Consider the following 15474-nt stretch of genomic DNA (forward strand, 5'->3'; position numbering starts at 1 on the left):
GACGCCCGCCACCGCCCCTCGGCACTTCGGGCGCGGCCTGCTGGTCGTATCAGAAAGGTGCGCTCCGATGAACGAGCATCACTTGCCGTCCGCTCTGGAGGTCTCGCCCGAGGCCCCCGACCGCAACCTCGCCCTGGAACTGGTCCGGGTCACCGAGGCCGCCGCCATGGCCGCCGGGCGGTGGGTCGGCCGCGGCGACAAGAACGGTGCCGACGGCGCCGCCGTGCGCGCGATGCGCACCCTCGTCTCGACCGTGTCGATGAACGGCGTCGTCGTGATCGGCGAGGGCGAGAAGGACGAAGCCCCGATGCTGTTCAACGGGGAGCGGATCGGCGACGGCACCGGCGCGGAGGTGGACATCGCGGTCGACCCGATCGACGGCACCACCCTGAACGCCAAGGGCATGCCGAACGCGATCGCCGTCCTTGCCGCGGCCGACCGGGGCACCATGTTCGACCCCTCCGCCGTGTTCTACATGGACAAGCTGGTCACCGGCCCGGAGGCCGCCGACTACGTGGACATCAACGCGCCGGTGTCGGTGAACATCCGCCGCGTCGCCAAGGCCAAGCGCTCGGCGCCCGAGGACGTCACGGTGGTCATCCTGGACCGGCCGCGGCACGAGGGCATCGTCAAGGAGATCCGCGAGACGGGCGCCCGTATCAAGTTCATCTCGGACGGCGACGTGGCCGGTTCGATCATGGCGGTCCGCGAGGGCACCGGCGTCGACATGCTGATGGGCGTCGGCGGTACGCCCGAGGGCATCATCTCGGCCTGCGCCATCAAGTGTCTGGGCGGCACCATCCAGGGCAAGCTCTGGCCCAAGGACGAGGCGGAGAAGCAGCGCGCCCTGGACGCCGGGCACGACCTGGACCGCGTGCTCTACACCGGTGACCTGGTCTCCGGCGACAACGTGTTCTTCGTCGCCACCGGCATCACGGACGGCGAGCTGCTTCGCGGGGTGCGCTACCGCGCCGAGACCGCCACCACGCAGTCCCTGGTGATGCGCTCGAAGTCCGGCACGATCCGGCAGATCGACTCCACGCACCGCCTGGAGAAGCTCCGCGCCTACAGCGCCATCGACTTCGACCGCGCGAAGTAGTCGCGCAGTAGGTCGGGCGGCGATACGACACGAACGGGGTGCCCCTTGTGCGGAGGGGCACCCCGTTCGCGTACGCATCGGGTGTCAGCCTGCGGCCGCTATCGCGTCGGTGGGGTGGGCGGCCTTCTTCAGCTCCATGTCGCGGCGCCGGCGCCGGGCGAGGACGACACGGCGCTCGGCCGCGGTGAGCCCGCCCCACACTCCGTACGGCTCGGGCTGGAGGAGGGCGTGCTCGCGGCACTCGACCATGACGGGGCAGCGGGCGCAGACCCGCTTCGCGGCTTCCTCGCGGGCCAGGCGGGCGGCGGTGGGCTCTTTGGAGGGGGCGAAGAAGAGGCCCGCCTCGTCCCGGCGGCAGACCGCGTCCGAGTGCCAAGGCACGTCCTCGTCCCGCGCCGGAGCGTCCTGAGCGCCCCTGGTCTGCGTCGGCACCCGCTGCGTCGGCACCCGCTGAGGAACCACGGCGACCTGCAGGGACTGATGCGGCGTTTGCGGCACGGTCTACTCCTGACGACGGCTTCGCGAGCGAGAAGAAGGCGACGAAGCAGTCCCTACCCGCTGTACGCGTCCCTATGCACTGAGTTCCCATGCGGCGACCCGGTCAACTTCCGGCCCTGCCATGGAGGTTGAGGCCCTCAGAGGTGCTTACGCAGGTGCTTTCCGACGTGCCGGCCCACGTACTTGTGCAGGTCGGCGACGAGCTTGCCGCGCTTGGGCTTCGCCTCGATGTTGCCGAAGACCGAGTACCCGTCGATGAAGACCGTGGGGGCCTGGGGGTCCTCCGCGGCGAGCGTGTCCACCTCGAAGTTGCCGAAGACGCCGCTGCCCGCGCCGCGCAGCGTGATGTTCTCCGGGACCGTGACCTCGACGTTCCCGAAGACCGACCAGGCCTTGATGACGACCTGGGGGTACTCGAAGATCGCCTCGGTCAGGTCGATCTCCACGTTCCCGAACACCGCGTACGCGTGCGTCCTGCGGCCCACGCGCCAGCGGCCCTTGCGGGTGGAGCTGCTGAAGACCGCGACCAGCTTCTCGTCCGGCTCCAGCGGGATCGTGCCGGGCAGGGGCGCGGGGGCGTGCGGCGCGGGGGCCGGGCGGGGCCGGTGCGCTCCGGGCAAGTCCCTTACGTACGGCTCCAGTTCGGCCAGCGTCTTCGCGCGGTACACGCCGTCGATGCGCTCGGCGTGCTCCTCCGCGGTGAGGCGGCCCTCGGCCAGCGCCTCGCGCAGGATGTCCGCCGTGCGGTCACGGTCGGCGTCGGACGCTCGCAGGTCGGTCGGCTCCGCCGCCGGGGCGGACTGCTGGGGGCGCTTTTCGAGGTCCACCCGGCCAGCGTACCCAAACGCGATAGATCGCGACCAGAGGTGCGCAGTAGCGCGAGGGAACGAACTGAGCCTTACCTCACAGACCCGCCCGCGCCGTCAGGTTCTACGCTGGTTGGCGCTGCCAACGGATGCCAGCTGCTACCCGGCCGAAAGAGGAATGGGCGAGATGCCTGAGTTCGCGTACACCGATCTGCTCCCCCAGGGCGAGGACACCACCCCGTACCGCCTGGTCACCGCGGAGGGTGTCTCCACCGCAGAGGGGCCGGACGGCCGTACGTTCCTGAAGGTCGAGCCGGAGGCGCTGCGCAAGCTCGCCGAGGAGGCCGTCCACGACATCCAGCACTACCTGCGCCCGGCCCACCTGGCGCAGCTGCGGCGGATCGTGGACGACCCGGAGGCGTCGGGCAACGACAAGTTCGTGGCGCTCGACCTGCTGAAGAACGCGAACATCGCGGCGGCGGGCGTGCTCCCGATGTGCCAGGACACCGGCACGGCGATCGTCATGGGCAAGCGCGGCCAGAACGTGCTGACCTCGGGCGAGGACGAGAAGTCGCTGTCCAAGGGCATCTACGACGCGTACCAGAACCTGAACCTGCGCTACTCGCAGATGGCCCCGCTGAACATGTGGGACGAGAAGAACACCGGCTCGAACCTGCCCGCGCAGATCGAGCTGTACGCGACGGACGGCGGCGCCTACAAGTTCCTCTTCATGGCGAAGGGCGGCGGCTCGGCCAACAAGTCGTTCCTGTACCAGGAGACGAAGGCCGTCCTGAACGAGTCCTCCATGATGAAGTTCCTGGAGGAGAAGATCCGTTCGCTCGGTACGGCCGCGTGCCCGCCGTACCACCTGGCGATCGTGGTGGGCGGCACGTCCGCCGAGTACGCCCTGAAGACCGCGAAGTACGCCTCGGCGCACTACCTGGACGAGATCCCCTCGGAGGGCTCGGAGCTCGGTCACGGCTTCCGGGACAAGGATCTTGAGGAGAAGGTCTTCGAGCTGACGCAGAAGATCGGCATCGGCGCGCAGTTCGGCGGCAAGTACTTCTGCCACGACGTGCGCGTGGTGCGCCTGCCGCGGCACGGCGCGTCCTGCCCGGTCGCGATCGCCGTGTCCTGCTCGGCGGACCGCCAGGCCGTCGCGAAGATCACCGCCGAGGGCGTCTTCCTGGAGCAGCTGGAGACGGACCCGGCGCGCTTCCTGCCGGAGACGACGGAGGAGACCCTCAACGACGGCGCCGAGTCCTCCGACGTGGTCAAGATCGACCTGAACCAGCCGATGGACGCGATCCGCGCCGAGCTGACCAAGTACCCGGTCAAGACCCGGCTGTCGCTGAGCGGTTCGCTGGTCGTGGCCCGTGACATCGCGCACGCCAGGATCAAGGCGCGGCTCGACGCCGGCGAGGACATGCCGCAGTACATGAAGGACCACCCGGTGTACTACGCGGGCCCGGCGAAGACCCCCGAGGGTTACGCCTCCGGCTCCTTCGGCCCGACGACGGCCGGCCGCATGGACTCGTACGTGGAGCAGTTCCAGGCGGCGGGCGGCTCGATGGTGATGCTCGCGAAGGGCAACCGGTCGAAGCAGGTCACCGACGCGTGCGGCACGCACGGCGGCTTCTACCTCGGCTCCATCGGCGGCCCGGCCGCCCGCCTCGCCCAGGACTGCATCAAGAAGATCGAGGTCCTGGACAACGAGGAGGACGGCATGGAGGCCGTCTGGAAGATCGAGGTCGAGGACTTCCCGGCGTTCATCGTCGTGGACGACAAGGGCAACGACTTCTTCCAGAACCCGGCCCCGGAACCGACGTTCACGCACATCCCGGTGCGCGGCCCCGGTCTGTAGTACGTGTGCGGACGGCCCCGGTCACCTCGCGGCGGCCGGGGCCGTCCGCTGTTGCAGGACCCACGGGACGTACGGGGACGGGTCAGGCGGTGAACCTCTGGGCGGCCGAGCCGTCGCACTTCTGCAGGCGGATCTGCGACTTGGCGGTGGCCTGGGTCAGGCACATGCCGGTGGCCGCGGCGGGCCGCAGGGTGTCGCCGTCGCGTACGAACTTCTGGTGCTGCCCGCCGTGGCAGTTCCAGACGACCAGGCCCGCGCCGGCCGAGTAGGTGTCGTCACCGGTGTCCAGGCAGCGGTCCTGGGTGAGCCCGGTGATGACGGTCCGGCGGGCCGAGTCGTACCACCAGGTCTGGTTACGGGTGCCCGCGCAGTCCCAGCCGAGGACGCGGGTGCCGTTGGAGCTGACGGAGCTGTCGACGTCCATGCAGTTGCCGGTGGCGCCGTTCTTCAGCGGCTTGTAGACGTCGTCCCAGGCGAGCGGGAACAGGGTGGGCTTGCCCGAGGAGTCGACGTCGGCGCAACTGGCCTCCTTGCGCCCGGAGTTGTAGAGCTGGGTGAGGCAGGAGGCGAAGGCGGCGTGGCCGCGCGCGTTGGGGTGGAAGGACTGGCGCAGCGAGTTCTCGTCCGGCGTGCCCGGCTTGGAGAGGTCGATGAACGCGCCGCGCGCCCAGGTGTCCTCCATGCACACCTCGTGGCCGCACCCTCGTCGTGAGGCAGTGGCCGAGGCGACCGCGCCGCCGGACCACGCTCAGCACGTGGCACGACGGATTCGCGGCCTGCCGCCTCGAACTCGCACCCCATGCCGCCTCAAGCGGGCTTGCCGTTGGACTCGGCTGTCGCAGAAGTCCGGGCCGATGGGGCTGGGTTGACGTGCTCCCCCTGCCGAGGCAAGGAGATTCTGGCCCGTACCGCGCAGTGCGGCACGACCGTGGCTTTCTGCTTCACCGACCAGTGCCGACGTTGCCGACGGTCTTACCGAGTCTCCACAGACTTTCAGGCGCAAAGGCCCCGTTCCCGCCCGCCCGGCGGTACCTGACTTAATCAGCGTATCGGACACTGCTGGACCCTGGAGGCCAAACGGCACACTTCCGCCCCGCCCCGAAGCCGGCGCGCTCAGCAGTCTCAGACAGGCCATGACGGCCAACCCGTACACGTTGGTCGCGTACCAAGCGTGTAGGCGCCGGAGCAGGAGACGTTGTAGGTCACGTCGGCCGGGATGGCGGTCTTGTGGATGGCGGCGTCGGCCGAGCGGTGGCACCAGTTGTCGGGGCCGTTGGTGGGCGGCTCGTAGGTGCCGATGCCCTCGCCGGAGATCTCGCTGTCGCCGAGCGAGATCAGCGCCGACTTGCGCTCGGACAACGGGCGTTCGGCAGAGTCGCCGTAGAGCTGCGTCGCCTCGGCCGCGCGGATCTTCTCCAGTTCGGGCGGCAGGGGCGTGGAAGCCTGTTTCGGGGCGGATGGCGTGGCGGCCGACGGTGCGGCCTGGGCGACGGGAGCATGGAGCCCGACCAGGGCCGCCGCTGCCGCCGCGAGGACGGCGACGGCGTTCCGTCGGCGGGTGTGCCTGGGTCTTACGCGCTGCGTTCGATGCATGCTGTCTCCCCGGGTTCACTGTTACCCCCGGTATTTACTCGCCGGTAAAGCCGATGGGAATACGCCGAACAAGACAAGTGCTCAACTTTCAAGGCGACTTCGCGACTTCGGAGGCGACGGACATGACGAGGGACCAGAGGGCCGACCAGGGCACGGGCGCGGAAACCGGTGCGGCGGGCGCGGGCGAGTACCGCGTCGAGCACGACTCCATGGGCGAGGTGCGCGTCCCCGCGCACGCCAAGTGGCGCGCCCAGACCCAGCGCGCAGTGGAGAACTTCCCGATCTCCGGACAGCGCCTGGAGCGCGCCCACATCGAGGCCCTGGCCCGTATCAAGGGCGCGGCCGCGAAGGTCAACGCCGACCTCGGCGTGCTCGACGCGGACCGCGCGCGGGCCATCCAGGAGGCGGCGGAGGAGGTCGCCGAGGGGCGCTGGGACGCGCACTTCCCCGTCGACGTCTTCCAGACCGGCTCCGGCACCTCGTCCAACATGAACACCAACGAGGTCCTGGCCACCCTCGCCACCGAGCGCCTGCCCGAGGGCCGGGACGTCCACCCCAACGACCATGTGAACGCCTCCCAGTCGTCCAACGACGTCTTCCCCTCCTCCATCCACATCGCGGCCACCGCCGCCGTCACCCGCGACCTGATCCCGGCCCTCGACCACCTCGCCGAGGCCCTGGAGCGCAAGTCCGCCGAGTTCGCGGAGGTCGTCAAGTCCGGCCGTACGCACCTGATGGACGCCACGCCCGTCACCCTCGGCCAGGAGTTCGGCGGGTACGCGGCGCAGGTGCGGTACGGGGTGGAGCGGTTGCGGTCCGCGCTGCCCCGCCTGGCCGAACTCCCGCTCGGCGGCACGGCCGTGGGCACCGGAATCAACACCCCGGCGGGCTTCTCCGCCGCCGTGATCGCCGAGGTCGCACGAGCCACGGGCCTGCCCCTGACCGAGGCGCGCGACCACTTCGAGGCGCAGGGCGCACGGGACGGACTCGTCGAGGCGAGCGGGCAGTTGCGGGTGATCGCGGTCGGCCTGACGAAGATCGCCAACGACCTGCGCTGGATGGCCTCGGGCCCGCGCACCGGCCTCGCCGAGATCAACCTGCCCGATCTGCAGCCCGGTTCGTCGATCATGCCCGGCAAGGTCAACCCGGTGATCCCGGAGGCGGTCCTGATGGTCGCCGCGCAGGTCGTCGGCAACGACGCGACGGTCGCCACGGCGGGCGCGGCCGGCAACTTCGAGCTGAACGTGATGCTGCCGGTCCTCGCGAAGAACGTCCTGGAATCGATCCGGCTGCTCGCCAACGCCTCCCGGCTGCTCGCCGACCGCACCGTCGACGGCATCACCGCCAACGCCGAACGCGCCCGTGAGTACGCCGAGTCGTCGCCGTCCGTCGTGACGCCGCTGAACAAGTACATCGGGTACGAGGAGGCCGCGAAGGTGGCGAAGCGGGCGCTTGCCGAGCGGCGGACGATTCGCGAAGTCGTCCTCGACGCGGGGTATGTGGACCGGGGGGACCTCACGCTCGAGCAGCTGGACTCGGCGTTGGATGTGCTGCGGATGACACGTCCCTGAACGTCGGACGGGCTGGAATCTGCCCGCAGGCACGCACCGGCTGAATATGCCCGCAGGCACCGGACGGGCTGATTCCTGTTCCCGCCCCGCGCTCTAGCATCTGTGCATGACAGACAAGACGAGCGGACACTGGGCCCCCGGAACCCCCGTCCTGTGGCGGTACCGGGACAACGCGAGCCCTCGGTTCCACATCTGCCGCCCCGTCACCGTCGTCCAGGACACCGACGAGCTTCTCGCGGTCTGGCTCGCGCCGGGCACCGAGTGCGTCAAGCCCGTGCTCGCGGACGGCACCTCGGTCCACGAGGAGCCGCTGGCCACCCGGTACACAAAGCCGCGCACCGTCCGCCGCGACCGCTGGTTCGGCACCGGCGTGCTCAAACTGGCCAGGCCCGGCGAGCCCTGGTCCGTGTGGCTGTTCTGGGAGCCGGGCTGGCGGTTCCGGAGCTGGTACGTGAACCTTGAGCAGCCGCGCACCCGTTGGTCGGGCGGCACCGACTCCGAGGATCACTTTTTGGACATCTCCGTGCGCCCGGACCGCAGTTGGCGCTGGCACGACGAGGACGAGTTCGCGCAGGCCCAGCGCGACGGCCTGATGAGCGCCCGGAAAGCACGTGCGGTGCGGTCGGCGGGCCGGGCCGCGGTCGAGGCGATCGAACGCTGGGGCCCGCCGTTCACCTCCGGCTGGGAGGAATGGCGTCCCGATCCGGAGTGGAATGTGCCGGTCCTGCCGGTGGACTGGGATCGTACGCCCGCGCATGTGTCCCCATGAGACCCTTGCTGCGCCCCCATGGTCCAAACGTAGGATCGTCGTCCACAAGGGCGCGTAGTGCGGCGCGGAGCGGAGCCAACTGACCTGGTCTTCGGCTGTTCTGACCGTACGTCACCGAGGGGCGGCAGGGACGTGAGCGAAGGGTACGAGGGGCACGGCGGCGCCGCGCCGGACCGTGCCGGGCAGGCCGAGGCCTTCGACGCCATCGGCGCGCGGTACGACGACGCCTTCCCGCACAAGGAGGGGCAGCTCGCCGCCGGCGAGTGGCTCGCCAAGACGCTGCCGCCCGGCTCCCGGGTGCTCGACGTGGGCTGCGGCACCGGACTGCCCACGGCGCGACAGCTCGTGGACGCCGGGCACACCGTGGTCGGCGTGGACCTGTCGCGGACGATGCTGGACCTCGCGCGCCGGCACGTGCCCGAGGGCGAGTTCCACCAGCGGGACATCGCCGCACTGCGGTCCGAAGGGCCGGACGGGCTCGGCGAGTTCGACGGCGTCACCTGCTTCTTCACGCTGCTCATGCTGCCGCGCGCGGAGATCCCGCACGCGCTCGCGACGCTGCGCTCGCTGCTGCGCCCCGGTGGCCTGCTTTCGCTGTCGATGGTCGAGGCCGACCTCGACGACACGGCGATCCCGTTCCTCGGCGAGACGATCCGGGTATCGGGATTCCGGCAGGACGCCCTGCGCCAGGTCGTGCGCGCCGCAGGCCTGGACATCGCCGGGGAGGACTCGTACGCGTACGAACCGTCCGGACCCGGCGCCCCTCCCGAACACCAGCTGTTCCTCAACTGCCGACGCGCGTGAGGCACATCGCAGGCACCCACCCTCGGCGCGCGCCGCGCGCAGCCCCGGACGGACGGATTCGAAACGCGTGACGGAGCACCCCACCTCCCACGAGGGCCGGCAGGCCAGAGCTGCCCGGCCCCACGCCCCCGCGGACCCACGCGGGGCGCTGCTGCGTTCCCCGGACTCCGCCGAAGGGCCGGACAACCCGGGCCGCGGTGACGGCGCGGACTCCCCCGGCGTGCGGCCCGCCGAGCACCCCGGCGCGGCCACGCCCCAGGCCGCCGCCTTACCGTCCCAGAGCCGGCCCGGCGACGACGGCGAGCACCACAAGACCGGCCCCGCCGACAGCCCCGCACCGGACGCGCACCGCCCGCGCCCCGGCCAACTCCCCGTGCCCCCGGCCCGGATGGGCGAGCCGGGCGGCGGGCGCGGCCCGGCCGCCGGGCACCCCGGGCCCCCGCCCGCCGGGCTCCCCGGCGGCTCCGCCGCGCCCTCGGACGGCCGGTCCGACGGAGTGCCGCCGGCCCCGCCCGTACCGCCCGCCCCGCCCTCCGGCGACGGCGGCGCGGCCCGGCACGGCGGGGACCGGCTGCGGTTCGTGGGCGCGGCGACCCGCAGGATCGCCCGCGGTCTGGACCTCGACGAGATCGTGATGGGCCTGTGCCGGGCGACGGTGCCCACGTTCTCCGACGCGATCCTCGTCTACCTCCGCGACCCGCTCCCGGTCGGCGACGAGCGGCCGGTCGGCCCCGTCGTGCTGCGGCTGCGCCGCACCGACCGGATACCCGACGAGATGGACGACACCGTCTCCGACGGCAGCGGCTTCCTGCTGCCCCCGCTGTCCGAGCCGACCCCGACACCCACGCCGACGCTCCAGCTCCGCTGGAACCGGGGCGAGCCCAACGCCGCCGAGCTGTGCGAGGTGCGCACCGGCGGCGCGCTCGCCGAGGTGCTCCGCGGCGTCCGGCCGGTCTTCGGCGACACCCCCGCGGCCTGCGCCGCACTGCCCGAACTCCTCGGCGAGGAGCACGCGTTGCCCGAGGGCCGGCGCGCGATCCTCGCCCCGCTGCGCGGCCGGCGGCGGGTGATCGGCGCGGCCGTGTTCCTGCGCCGCCCGGAGCGCGCCGCGTTCGAGCCGGACGACCTGCTCGTCGCCGCCCAGCTCGCCACGCACACCGCGCTCGGCATCGACAAGGCCGTCCTCTACGGCCGCGAGGCGTACATCGCGGACGAGCTGCAGCGCACCATGCTCCCCGAGACGCTGCCGCAGCCCACCGGCGTCCGCCTCGCCAGCCGGTACCTCCCGGCCGCCGAGACCGCCCGCGTCGGCGGCGACTGGTACGACGCGATCCCGCTGCCCGGCAGCCGCGTCGCCCTGGTCGTCGGCGACGTCATGGGCCACTCCATGACCTCGGCCGCGATCATGGGCCAACTCCGCACCACCGCCCAGACCTTGGCCGGCCTCGACCTGCCCCCGCAGGAGGTCCTGCACCACCTCGACGAACAGGCCCAGCGCCTCGGCAGCGACCGCATGGCCACCTGCCTGTACGCGGTCTACGACCCGGTGGCGCACCGCATCACCATCGCCAACGCCGGCCACCCGCCGCCCGTGCTCCTGCACATCGGCGGGCGCGCGGAGGTCCTGCGGGTGCCGGCCGGGGCGCCGATCGGGGTCGGCGGGGTCGACTTCGAGGCCGTCGAGCTGGACGCCCCCGCGGGCGCGACGCTGCTGCTCTACACCGACGGCCTGGTCGAGTCGCGGCTCCGGGACGTGTGGACCGGCATCGAGCAGCTCCGCGAACGGCTCGCCGCCACCGCCGAGTTGACCGGCCCCGACCACGCGCCGCCCCTCGAAGCGCTCTGCGACGAGGTCCTCGACATGCTCGGCCCCGGTGACCGGGACGACGACATCGCGCTGCTCGCCGCCCGCTTCGACGGCATCGCGCCCAGCGACGTCGCGTACTGGCAGCTGGACCCGGAGGACTCCGCGCCGAGCCGCGCCCGGCGGCTGGCGCGGCGTGCGCTCGCCGCGTGGGACCTGGAGGACCTCACCGATTCGGTGGAGCTGCTCGTCAGCGAGGTCGTGACGAACGCGGTCCGCTATGCCTCGCGGCCGATCACGCTGCGGCTGCTCCGTACGGACGTGCTGCGCTGCGAAGTCGGCGACGACGTGCCGCAGTTGCCGCGGCTGCGGCAGGCGCGGGCCACGGACGAGGGCGGCCGCGGCCTGTACCTGGTCAACCGGCTCGCCCGGCGGTGGGGGGCGACTCGGTTGTCCACGGGCAAGGTGGTGTGGTTCGAGCTGAACCGGGGGTGAGTCGGGGTGGTTCCGGACCACTCCCCGCCCCGTCGACTTGGGCGCCGTCGATTTGATCCCCTCCCCGCCCCTTCCCGAAAGCCGGCGGCAGCTTCGGGGGCCAGCCCCCGGACCCCCGCTCCTCAAACGCCGGAGGGGCTGAATTTGCGGGCTGGGGCGGGATGCACGGCCCCGATAGGGGCGCGGGGAACTGCGCGACCAGCCACGACGGCGCAGCAGCCGAACAACAACCGGGGCCCGGGGCGAAGCCCCGAAGCCGTCCGCTGAGGACTTTCGGGAAGGGGCGGGTAGGGGAAAGCCCCCGCAGGGGCCAACCCCTAGTCGCGGCCCGGCTTGCGCTGGGTTTCCTCGCCGTCGCCCGGCTCCGTAGGAATCCCCCACGAGCCGGACGGCTCATCGGTCGGAGGCTCGATCGTCGGGTCATCCGTGGGCGGCTCCGTCGTAGGAGCATCCGTCGGCGGCTCCGAAGTCGGCGGAGCAGTGGTCGGGTCCTCCGAAGTCGGCGGAGCGGAGGGCGTCTCGGACGGGTCCGTCGACGGCGCCTCGCTCGTCGGCTCCGCCGGAGGCGAAACCCCCGCCCCCATGTCCGTGTCGAGATCGAACCGCGCGTCCGAGCCGCCGTTCAGCGCGCCGAGGGTGTACGCGGCCCAGATCCGGGACGGGAACCCACTGCCGTGGATCTTGCCGTCGCCGCCCGCGCCCGCGAGCGAGACGTGGTCGCCGACCCCCGCGGGCGACTTGTCCGGGCGCTTCAGGTCGCCGCCGCCCTCGGGCGCTTCGCCGAACATGCCCACCACGGTGACCATTTCGGGGGTGTAGCCCGCGAACCAGGCCGAGACGTTGTTGTCCGACGTACCCGTCTTGCCCGCGGCCTCGTACTTGCCCGCGTACGGCCCGGAGCTGACCACAGAGCCGGTGCCGTCGTTGACGACGCCCTGCAGGACGGAGGTCACGGAGTCGGCGGTGGTGCGCTGGACGACCTGCTCGCCGAGCGTCTCCGGCCTGATCTCCTCACGGTCCTTGTGCGTGGCCGTCTTCAGGATGGACGGGGTGACCTTCTTGCCGTGGTTGTCGAGCGTCGAGTACACGCCCGCCATGTCCATCGGGCTCGCGCCCATCGAGCCGAGCGTCATCGCCGGGTCGGTGGTGATCTTCTGCATGCCCAGGTCGGAGGCGGTCTGCGCGACCCGGTCCATGCCGACGTCGGCGCCCATCTGCGCGTACACCGAGTTCACCGAGTGGTCCATGGCCCGCTGGACGGTGATGTCGCCGTAGTCCTTCTTGCCCTCGTTCGGCGGGGCGTACGGCTTGTCGCCGCCCTCGACCGGACGGCCGCTGGTGCCGTCGTAGACCGTGCCCGCGCGGATCGGGGTGCCGTCCTGCGTCCGGGCGTCGTTCTCCAGGGCCGAGGCGAGGATCACGGGCTTGAACGTGGAGCCGGGCTGGTAGTCGCGGCGGGTGGCGTTGGACTGGTAGTGCTTCAGGTAGTCCTCGCCGCCGTAGAGGGCGATGACCGCGCCGGTCTTCGGGTCCACGGAGACCGCGCCGGCCTGCACGGCGGCGTCGACCTTCCGCTTGTCCGGGTCCAGCTTGTCGTTGAGCTGCGCGTCGACCGCCTTGAGCAGGGCCTTCTGCTTCTTCGGCTGGATGTTCAGGGTGACGGTCCAGCCGCCGGCCTTGACCTTGTTGACGGCGTCCTCGCGGGTGTCGCCGCGGCGCACCAGCTCGGCGACGATCTGCTCGTCGGCCGCGTCCACCAGGTATCCGGACTGGCCTGCCTTGCCCGCCTCGGCCTTGGGCTTGTCGGGCTTGTCGAACTTCATGCCGGAACGCTCGCCCGCGTCCAGCCAGTTCTGCTCGACCATGTTGTCGAGCACGTAGTTCCAGCGCTGTTCGACGAGCTTCTTGCTCGACGGGGACGCCGTGGCCCAGTCGTACTGGCTCGGGGCCTGGAGCAGCGCCGCGAGGTACGCGCCCTGCGAGACGGACAGCTCCTCGGCGTCGACGCCGTAGTAGGCCTGGGCGGCGGCCTGGATGCCGTAGGCGCCGCGGCCGTAGTAGCTGGTGTTGATGTAGCCCGCGAGGATCTCGTCCTTGGTCTTCTTCTGGTCGACCTTGAGGGAGATCACCAGCTCCTTGAGCTTGCGGGTGACCGTCTGGTCCTGGTTCAGGTAGTAGTTCTTGACGTACTGCTGGGTGATCGTCGAACCGCCCTGCTTGCCCTTGCCGGTGAGGGTGTTGACGACGCCGCGGGCGGTGCCCTTCAGGTCGATGCCCTGGTCCTTGTAGAAGGACTTGTTCTCCGCGGCCACGAAGGTCTTCTGCACGGGCTTCGGCACCCGGTCGAGACCGACGATCTCGCGGTTCACCTCTCCGGTACGGGTGATGACGCTGCCGTCCGCGTACTTGTAGACGTTGCTCTGCTGCTCGGCCTGCGCGTTGGCCTCCGGGACCGGCACGAGCAGGTACAGGGCGACGAAGCCGCCCATCGCGAGCAGGCAGAGCCCGAAGAGGGTGCCGATGACGCGCTTGAAGGTGAAGAGGCTGCGTATCCGGCCCTTGCCCTTCGCGGCCCGGCGGGCGCCACGGGGGCGTATGCCATCGGACTGCGAATGCGCCGCCGCCCGGCGTGCCCCGCCGCGCTGTCGCGCTCGTCTCGCTTCCGCTCGGCCCATTGCTCCGTCGCTCCAGTCAGTTCGGCTCCCCCGGGTCAGCTCATGAAGCTAACACCGGCCATGCGGACAAACGACTGTCGATCCGGCCTTTTCCGGACGTGACAATCAGCACCTGTCCCTAGGGAACCGACTCTTCGGACGTACGAAGGGTTGCCCGGGAGAGGTGTGGAGGCTTGGCAACGGACGGGTTGGCAAGAGGTGTGCGCGGCATTAAAGTGATATCACTTTGCTAGACCAGCGAAGTACGCGATGAGCCCTCATGACCTCTCACGACCTCTCGCGACCTTTCACAGAAGTACGGGGACTGCCATGACCAGCAAGGACCGCACACCGACAGCCACCGCGCCCGACGCCCCCGAGATGCCCGAGCCCCGCGTCCGGGAGTTCGCCGCGCACTCCATCGGCGGCGGGCTCGCCCTCCTCCTCGGCCTGCTCGGCCTCGCCGGCGGCGCGGCCCTGGTGGTGCTCGCCACCACGGCCGGCTCGGGCGGCGCGAAGGCCGCCCTGATAGTCGGCGGCGTACTGATCGCGATCGCCGCGTTCCTCGCGATGTGCGGCCTGAACATGGTGGCGCCGGGCGAGGCCCGCGTCGTCCAGCTCTTCGGCCGGTACCGCGGCACGATCCGCACGGACGGCCTGCGCTGGGTCAACCCGCTGACGTCGCGCGTGAAGATCTCCACCCGGGTCCGCAACCACGAGACGGCGGTCCTCAAGGTCAACGACGCGTACGGCAACCCGATCGAGCTGGCCGCGGTCGTCGTCTGGAAGGTCGAGGACACCGCGCAGGCCAGCTTCGAGGTGGACGACTTCCTGGAGTTCGTCTCGACGCAGACCGAGGCGGCCGTACGGCACATCGCGATCGAGTACCCCTACGACGCGCACGACGAGGCGGGCCTGTCCCTGCGCGGCAACGCCGAGGAGATCACCGAGAAGCTGGCGGTCGAGCTGCACGCGCGCGTGGAGGCGGCCGGGGTGCAGATCATCGAGTCCCGCTTCACGCACCTCGCGTACGCGCCGGAGATCGCCTCGGCGATGCTGCAGCGCCAGCAGGCCGGCGCGGTGGTCGCGGCGCGGCGACAGATCGTGGACGGCGCGGTCGGCATGGTCGAGACGGCGCTCCAGCGGCTCACCGAGCAGGACATCGTGGAGCTCGACTCGGAGCGCAAGGCGGCGATGGTGTCCAACCTGATGGTGGTGCTGTGCGGCGACCGCGCGGCCCAGCCGGTCCTCAACACCGGGTCGCTGTACCAGTGAGTTCGTCCGACGCCGGGGAGCCCGCCGAGCCCGCCCCGCAGCGGAAGCCGCAACAGCAGCGCAAGCAGGTGCTGTTGCGGCTCGACCCGGCCGTGCATGATGCGCTGGCGCGCTGGGCGGGGGACGAGTTGCGGTCGACCAACGCGCAGATCGAGTTCCTGCTGCGCAGGGCGCTCTCGGAGGCGGGCCGCCTGCCGGGCGAGGCCCGACCTATGCCTAAACGTGGTCGCCCACCGAAGTCG

At 71.2% G+C, this 15474-nt stretch carries 13 protein-coding genes; 8 read left to right on the top strand and 5 right to left on the bottom strand.

The window, feature by feature from the left end; genetic code table 11:
* Positions 1-67: 67 nt before the first annotated feature.
* Positions 68-1099 (top strand): class II fructose-bisphosphatase, encoded by a 1032-nt coding sequence (gene glpX / locus QIS96_RS07285; RefSeq protein WP_282541566.1) that lies wholly within the window; start codon positions 68-70, stop codon positions 1097-1099.
* An 84-nt stretch (positions 1100-1183) separates the two neighbouring features.
* Here glpX and QIS96_RS07290 read toward each other — a convergent pair whose 3' ends face one another.
* Positions 1184-1597 carry a WhiB family transcriptional regulator gene (locus tag QIS96_RS07290; protein ID WP_282541567.1) on the bottom strand — a complete coding sequence of 138 codons (414 nt, stop codon included), beginning with the start codon at positions 1595-1597 and terminating at the stop codon, positions 1184-1186.
* Positions 1598-1734: 137 nt separating this feature from the next.
* On the bottom strand, positions 1735-2424 hold the full coding sequence (locus tag QIS96_RS07295) for a DUF1707 SHOCT-like domain-containing protein (protein ID WP_282541568.1): 690 nt from the start codon (positions 2422-2424) through the stop codon (positions 1735-1737).
* Positions 2425-2590: 166 nt separating this feature from the next.
* Here QIS96_RS07295 and QIS96_RS07300 point away from each other — a divergent pair, with 166 nt between their 5' ends.
* On the top strand, positions 2591-4267 hold the full coding sequence (locus QIS96_RS07300) for a fumarate hydratase (protein ID WP_282541569.1): 1677 nt from the start codon (positions 2591-2593) through the stop codon (positions 4265-4267).
* 82 nt (positions 4268-4349) lie between these two features.
* Here the strand turns inward: QIS96_RS07300 and QIS96_RS07305 are convergent, their stop codons facing one another.
* Together QIS96_RS07305 and QIS96_RS07310 are read right to left on the bottom strand one after the other, a co-directional pair.
* Positions 4350-4949, bottom strand: coding sequence for an RICIN domain-containing protein (locus tag QIS96_RS07305; RefSeq protein ID WP_349017371.1), 600 nt, complete (start codon positions 4947-4949; stop codon positions 4350-4352).
* 440 nt (positions 4950-5389) lie between these two features.
* On the bottom strand, positions 5390-5860 hold the full coding sequence (locus QIS96_RS07310; RefSeq protein WP_408907140.1) for a hypothetical protein: 471 nt from the start codon (positions 5858-5860) through the stop codon (positions 5390-5392).
* A 122-nt stretch (positions 5861-5982) separates the two neighbouring features.
* On the opposite strand from QIS96_RS07310, the gene QIS96_RS07315 reads away from it, so the two are divergent.
* The 4 genes from QIS96_RS07315 to QIS96_RS07330 all read left to right on the top strand — a co-directional run bounded on the left by QIS96_RS07315 (position 5983) and on the right by QIS96_RS07330 (position 11303).
* Positions 5983-7431: a class II fumarate hydratase gene (locus QIS96_RS07315; RefSeq protein WP_282541570.1), complete on the top strand. Its 1449-nt coding sequence runs from the start codon at positions 5983-5985 to the stop codon at positions 7429-7431.
* 106 nt (positions 7432-7537) lie between these two features.
* Positions 7538-8200: a cytidylyl-2-hydroxypropylphosphonate hydrolase gene (gene fomD, locus QIS96_RS07320; RefSeq protein ID WP_282541571.1), complete on the top strand. Its 663-nt coding sequence runs from the start codon at positions 7538-7540 to the stop codon at positions 8198-8200.
* A gap of 132 nt (positions 8201-8332) precedes the next feature.
* Complete coding sequence (locus QIS96_RS07325) at positions 8333-9004, top strand: class I SAM-dependent DNA methyltransferase (protein WP_282541572.1); 672 nt, start codon at positions 8333-8335, stop codon at positions 9002-9004.
* A gap of 67 nt (positions 9005-9071) precedes the next feature.
* Positions 9072-11303 (top strand): SpoIIE family protein phosphatase, encoded by a 2232-nt coding sequence (locus QIS96_RS07330; protein WP_282541573.1) that lies wholly within the window; start codon positions 9072-9074, stop codon positions 11301-11303.
* A 317-nt stretch (positions 11304-11620) separates the two neighbouring features.
* Here QIS96_RS07330 and QIS96_RS07335 read toward each other — a convergent pair whose 3' ends face one another.
* Positions 11621-13978 (bottom strand): transglycosylase domain-containing protein, encoded by a 2358-nt coding sequence (locus QIS96_RS07335; protein WP_282541574.1) that lies wholly within the window; start codon positions 13976-13978, stop codon positions 11621-11623.
* A gap of 309 nt (positions 13979-14287) precedes the next feature.
* Here QIS96_RS07335 and QIS96_RS07340 point away from each other — a divergent pair, with 309 nt between their 5' ends.
* Positions 14288-15232, top strand: coding sequence for an SPFH domain-containing protein (locus QIS96_RS07340; protein ID WP_282541575.1), 945 nt, complete (start codon positions 14288-14290; stop codon positions 15230-15232).
* On the top strand, positions 15229-15474 hold a 246-nt coding region (locus QIS96_RS07345; protein WP_282541576.1), incomplete at its 3' end, for a hypothetical protein. The genes QIS96_RS07340 and QIS96_RS07345, both read left to right, overlap by 4 nt.

This window comes from Streptomyces cavernicola (assembly GCF_029968035.1).
In the GTDB taxonomy this organism is placed as follows: domain Bacteria; phylum Actinomycetota; class Actinomycetes; order Streptomycetales; family Streptomycetaceae; genus Streptomyces; species Streptomyces cavernicola.

Excerpts from the sequence above, each read along its gene's own strand:
- glpX (WP_282541566.1), top strand. The coding sequence starts at position 68 with ATGAACGAGCATCACTTGCCGTCCGCTCTGGAGGTCTCGCCCGAGGCC.
- QIS96_RS07300 (WP_282541569.1), top strand. The coding sequence starts at position 2,591 with ATGCCTGAGTTCGCGTACACCGATCTGCTCCCCCAGGGCGAGGACACC.
- QIS96_RS07305 (WP_349017371.1), bottom strand. The coding sequence starts at position 4,949 with ATGGAGGACACCTGGGCGCGCGGCGCGTTCATCGACCTCTCCAAGCCG.
- QIS96_RS07310 (WP_408907140.1), bottom strand. The coding sequence starts at position 5,860 with ATGCATCGAACGCAGCGCGTAAGACCCAGGCACACCCGCCGACGGAAC.
- QIS96_RS07315 (WP_282541570.1), top strand. The coding sequence starts at position 5,983 with ATGACGAGGGACCAGAGGGCCGACCAGGGCACGGGCGCGGAAACCGGT.
- fomD (WP_282541571.1), top strand. The coding sequence starts at position 7,538 with ATGACAGACAAGACGAGCGGACACTGGGCCCCCGGAACCCCCGTCCTG.
- QIS96_RS07335 (WP_282541574.1), bottom strand. The coding sequence starts at position 13,978 with ATGGGCCGAGCGGAAGCGAGACGAGCGCGACAGCGCGGCGGGGCACGC.
- QIS96_RS07340 (WP_282541575.1), top strand. The coding sequence starts at position 14,288 with ATGACCAGCAAGGACCGCACACCGACAGCCACCGCGCCCGACGCCCCC.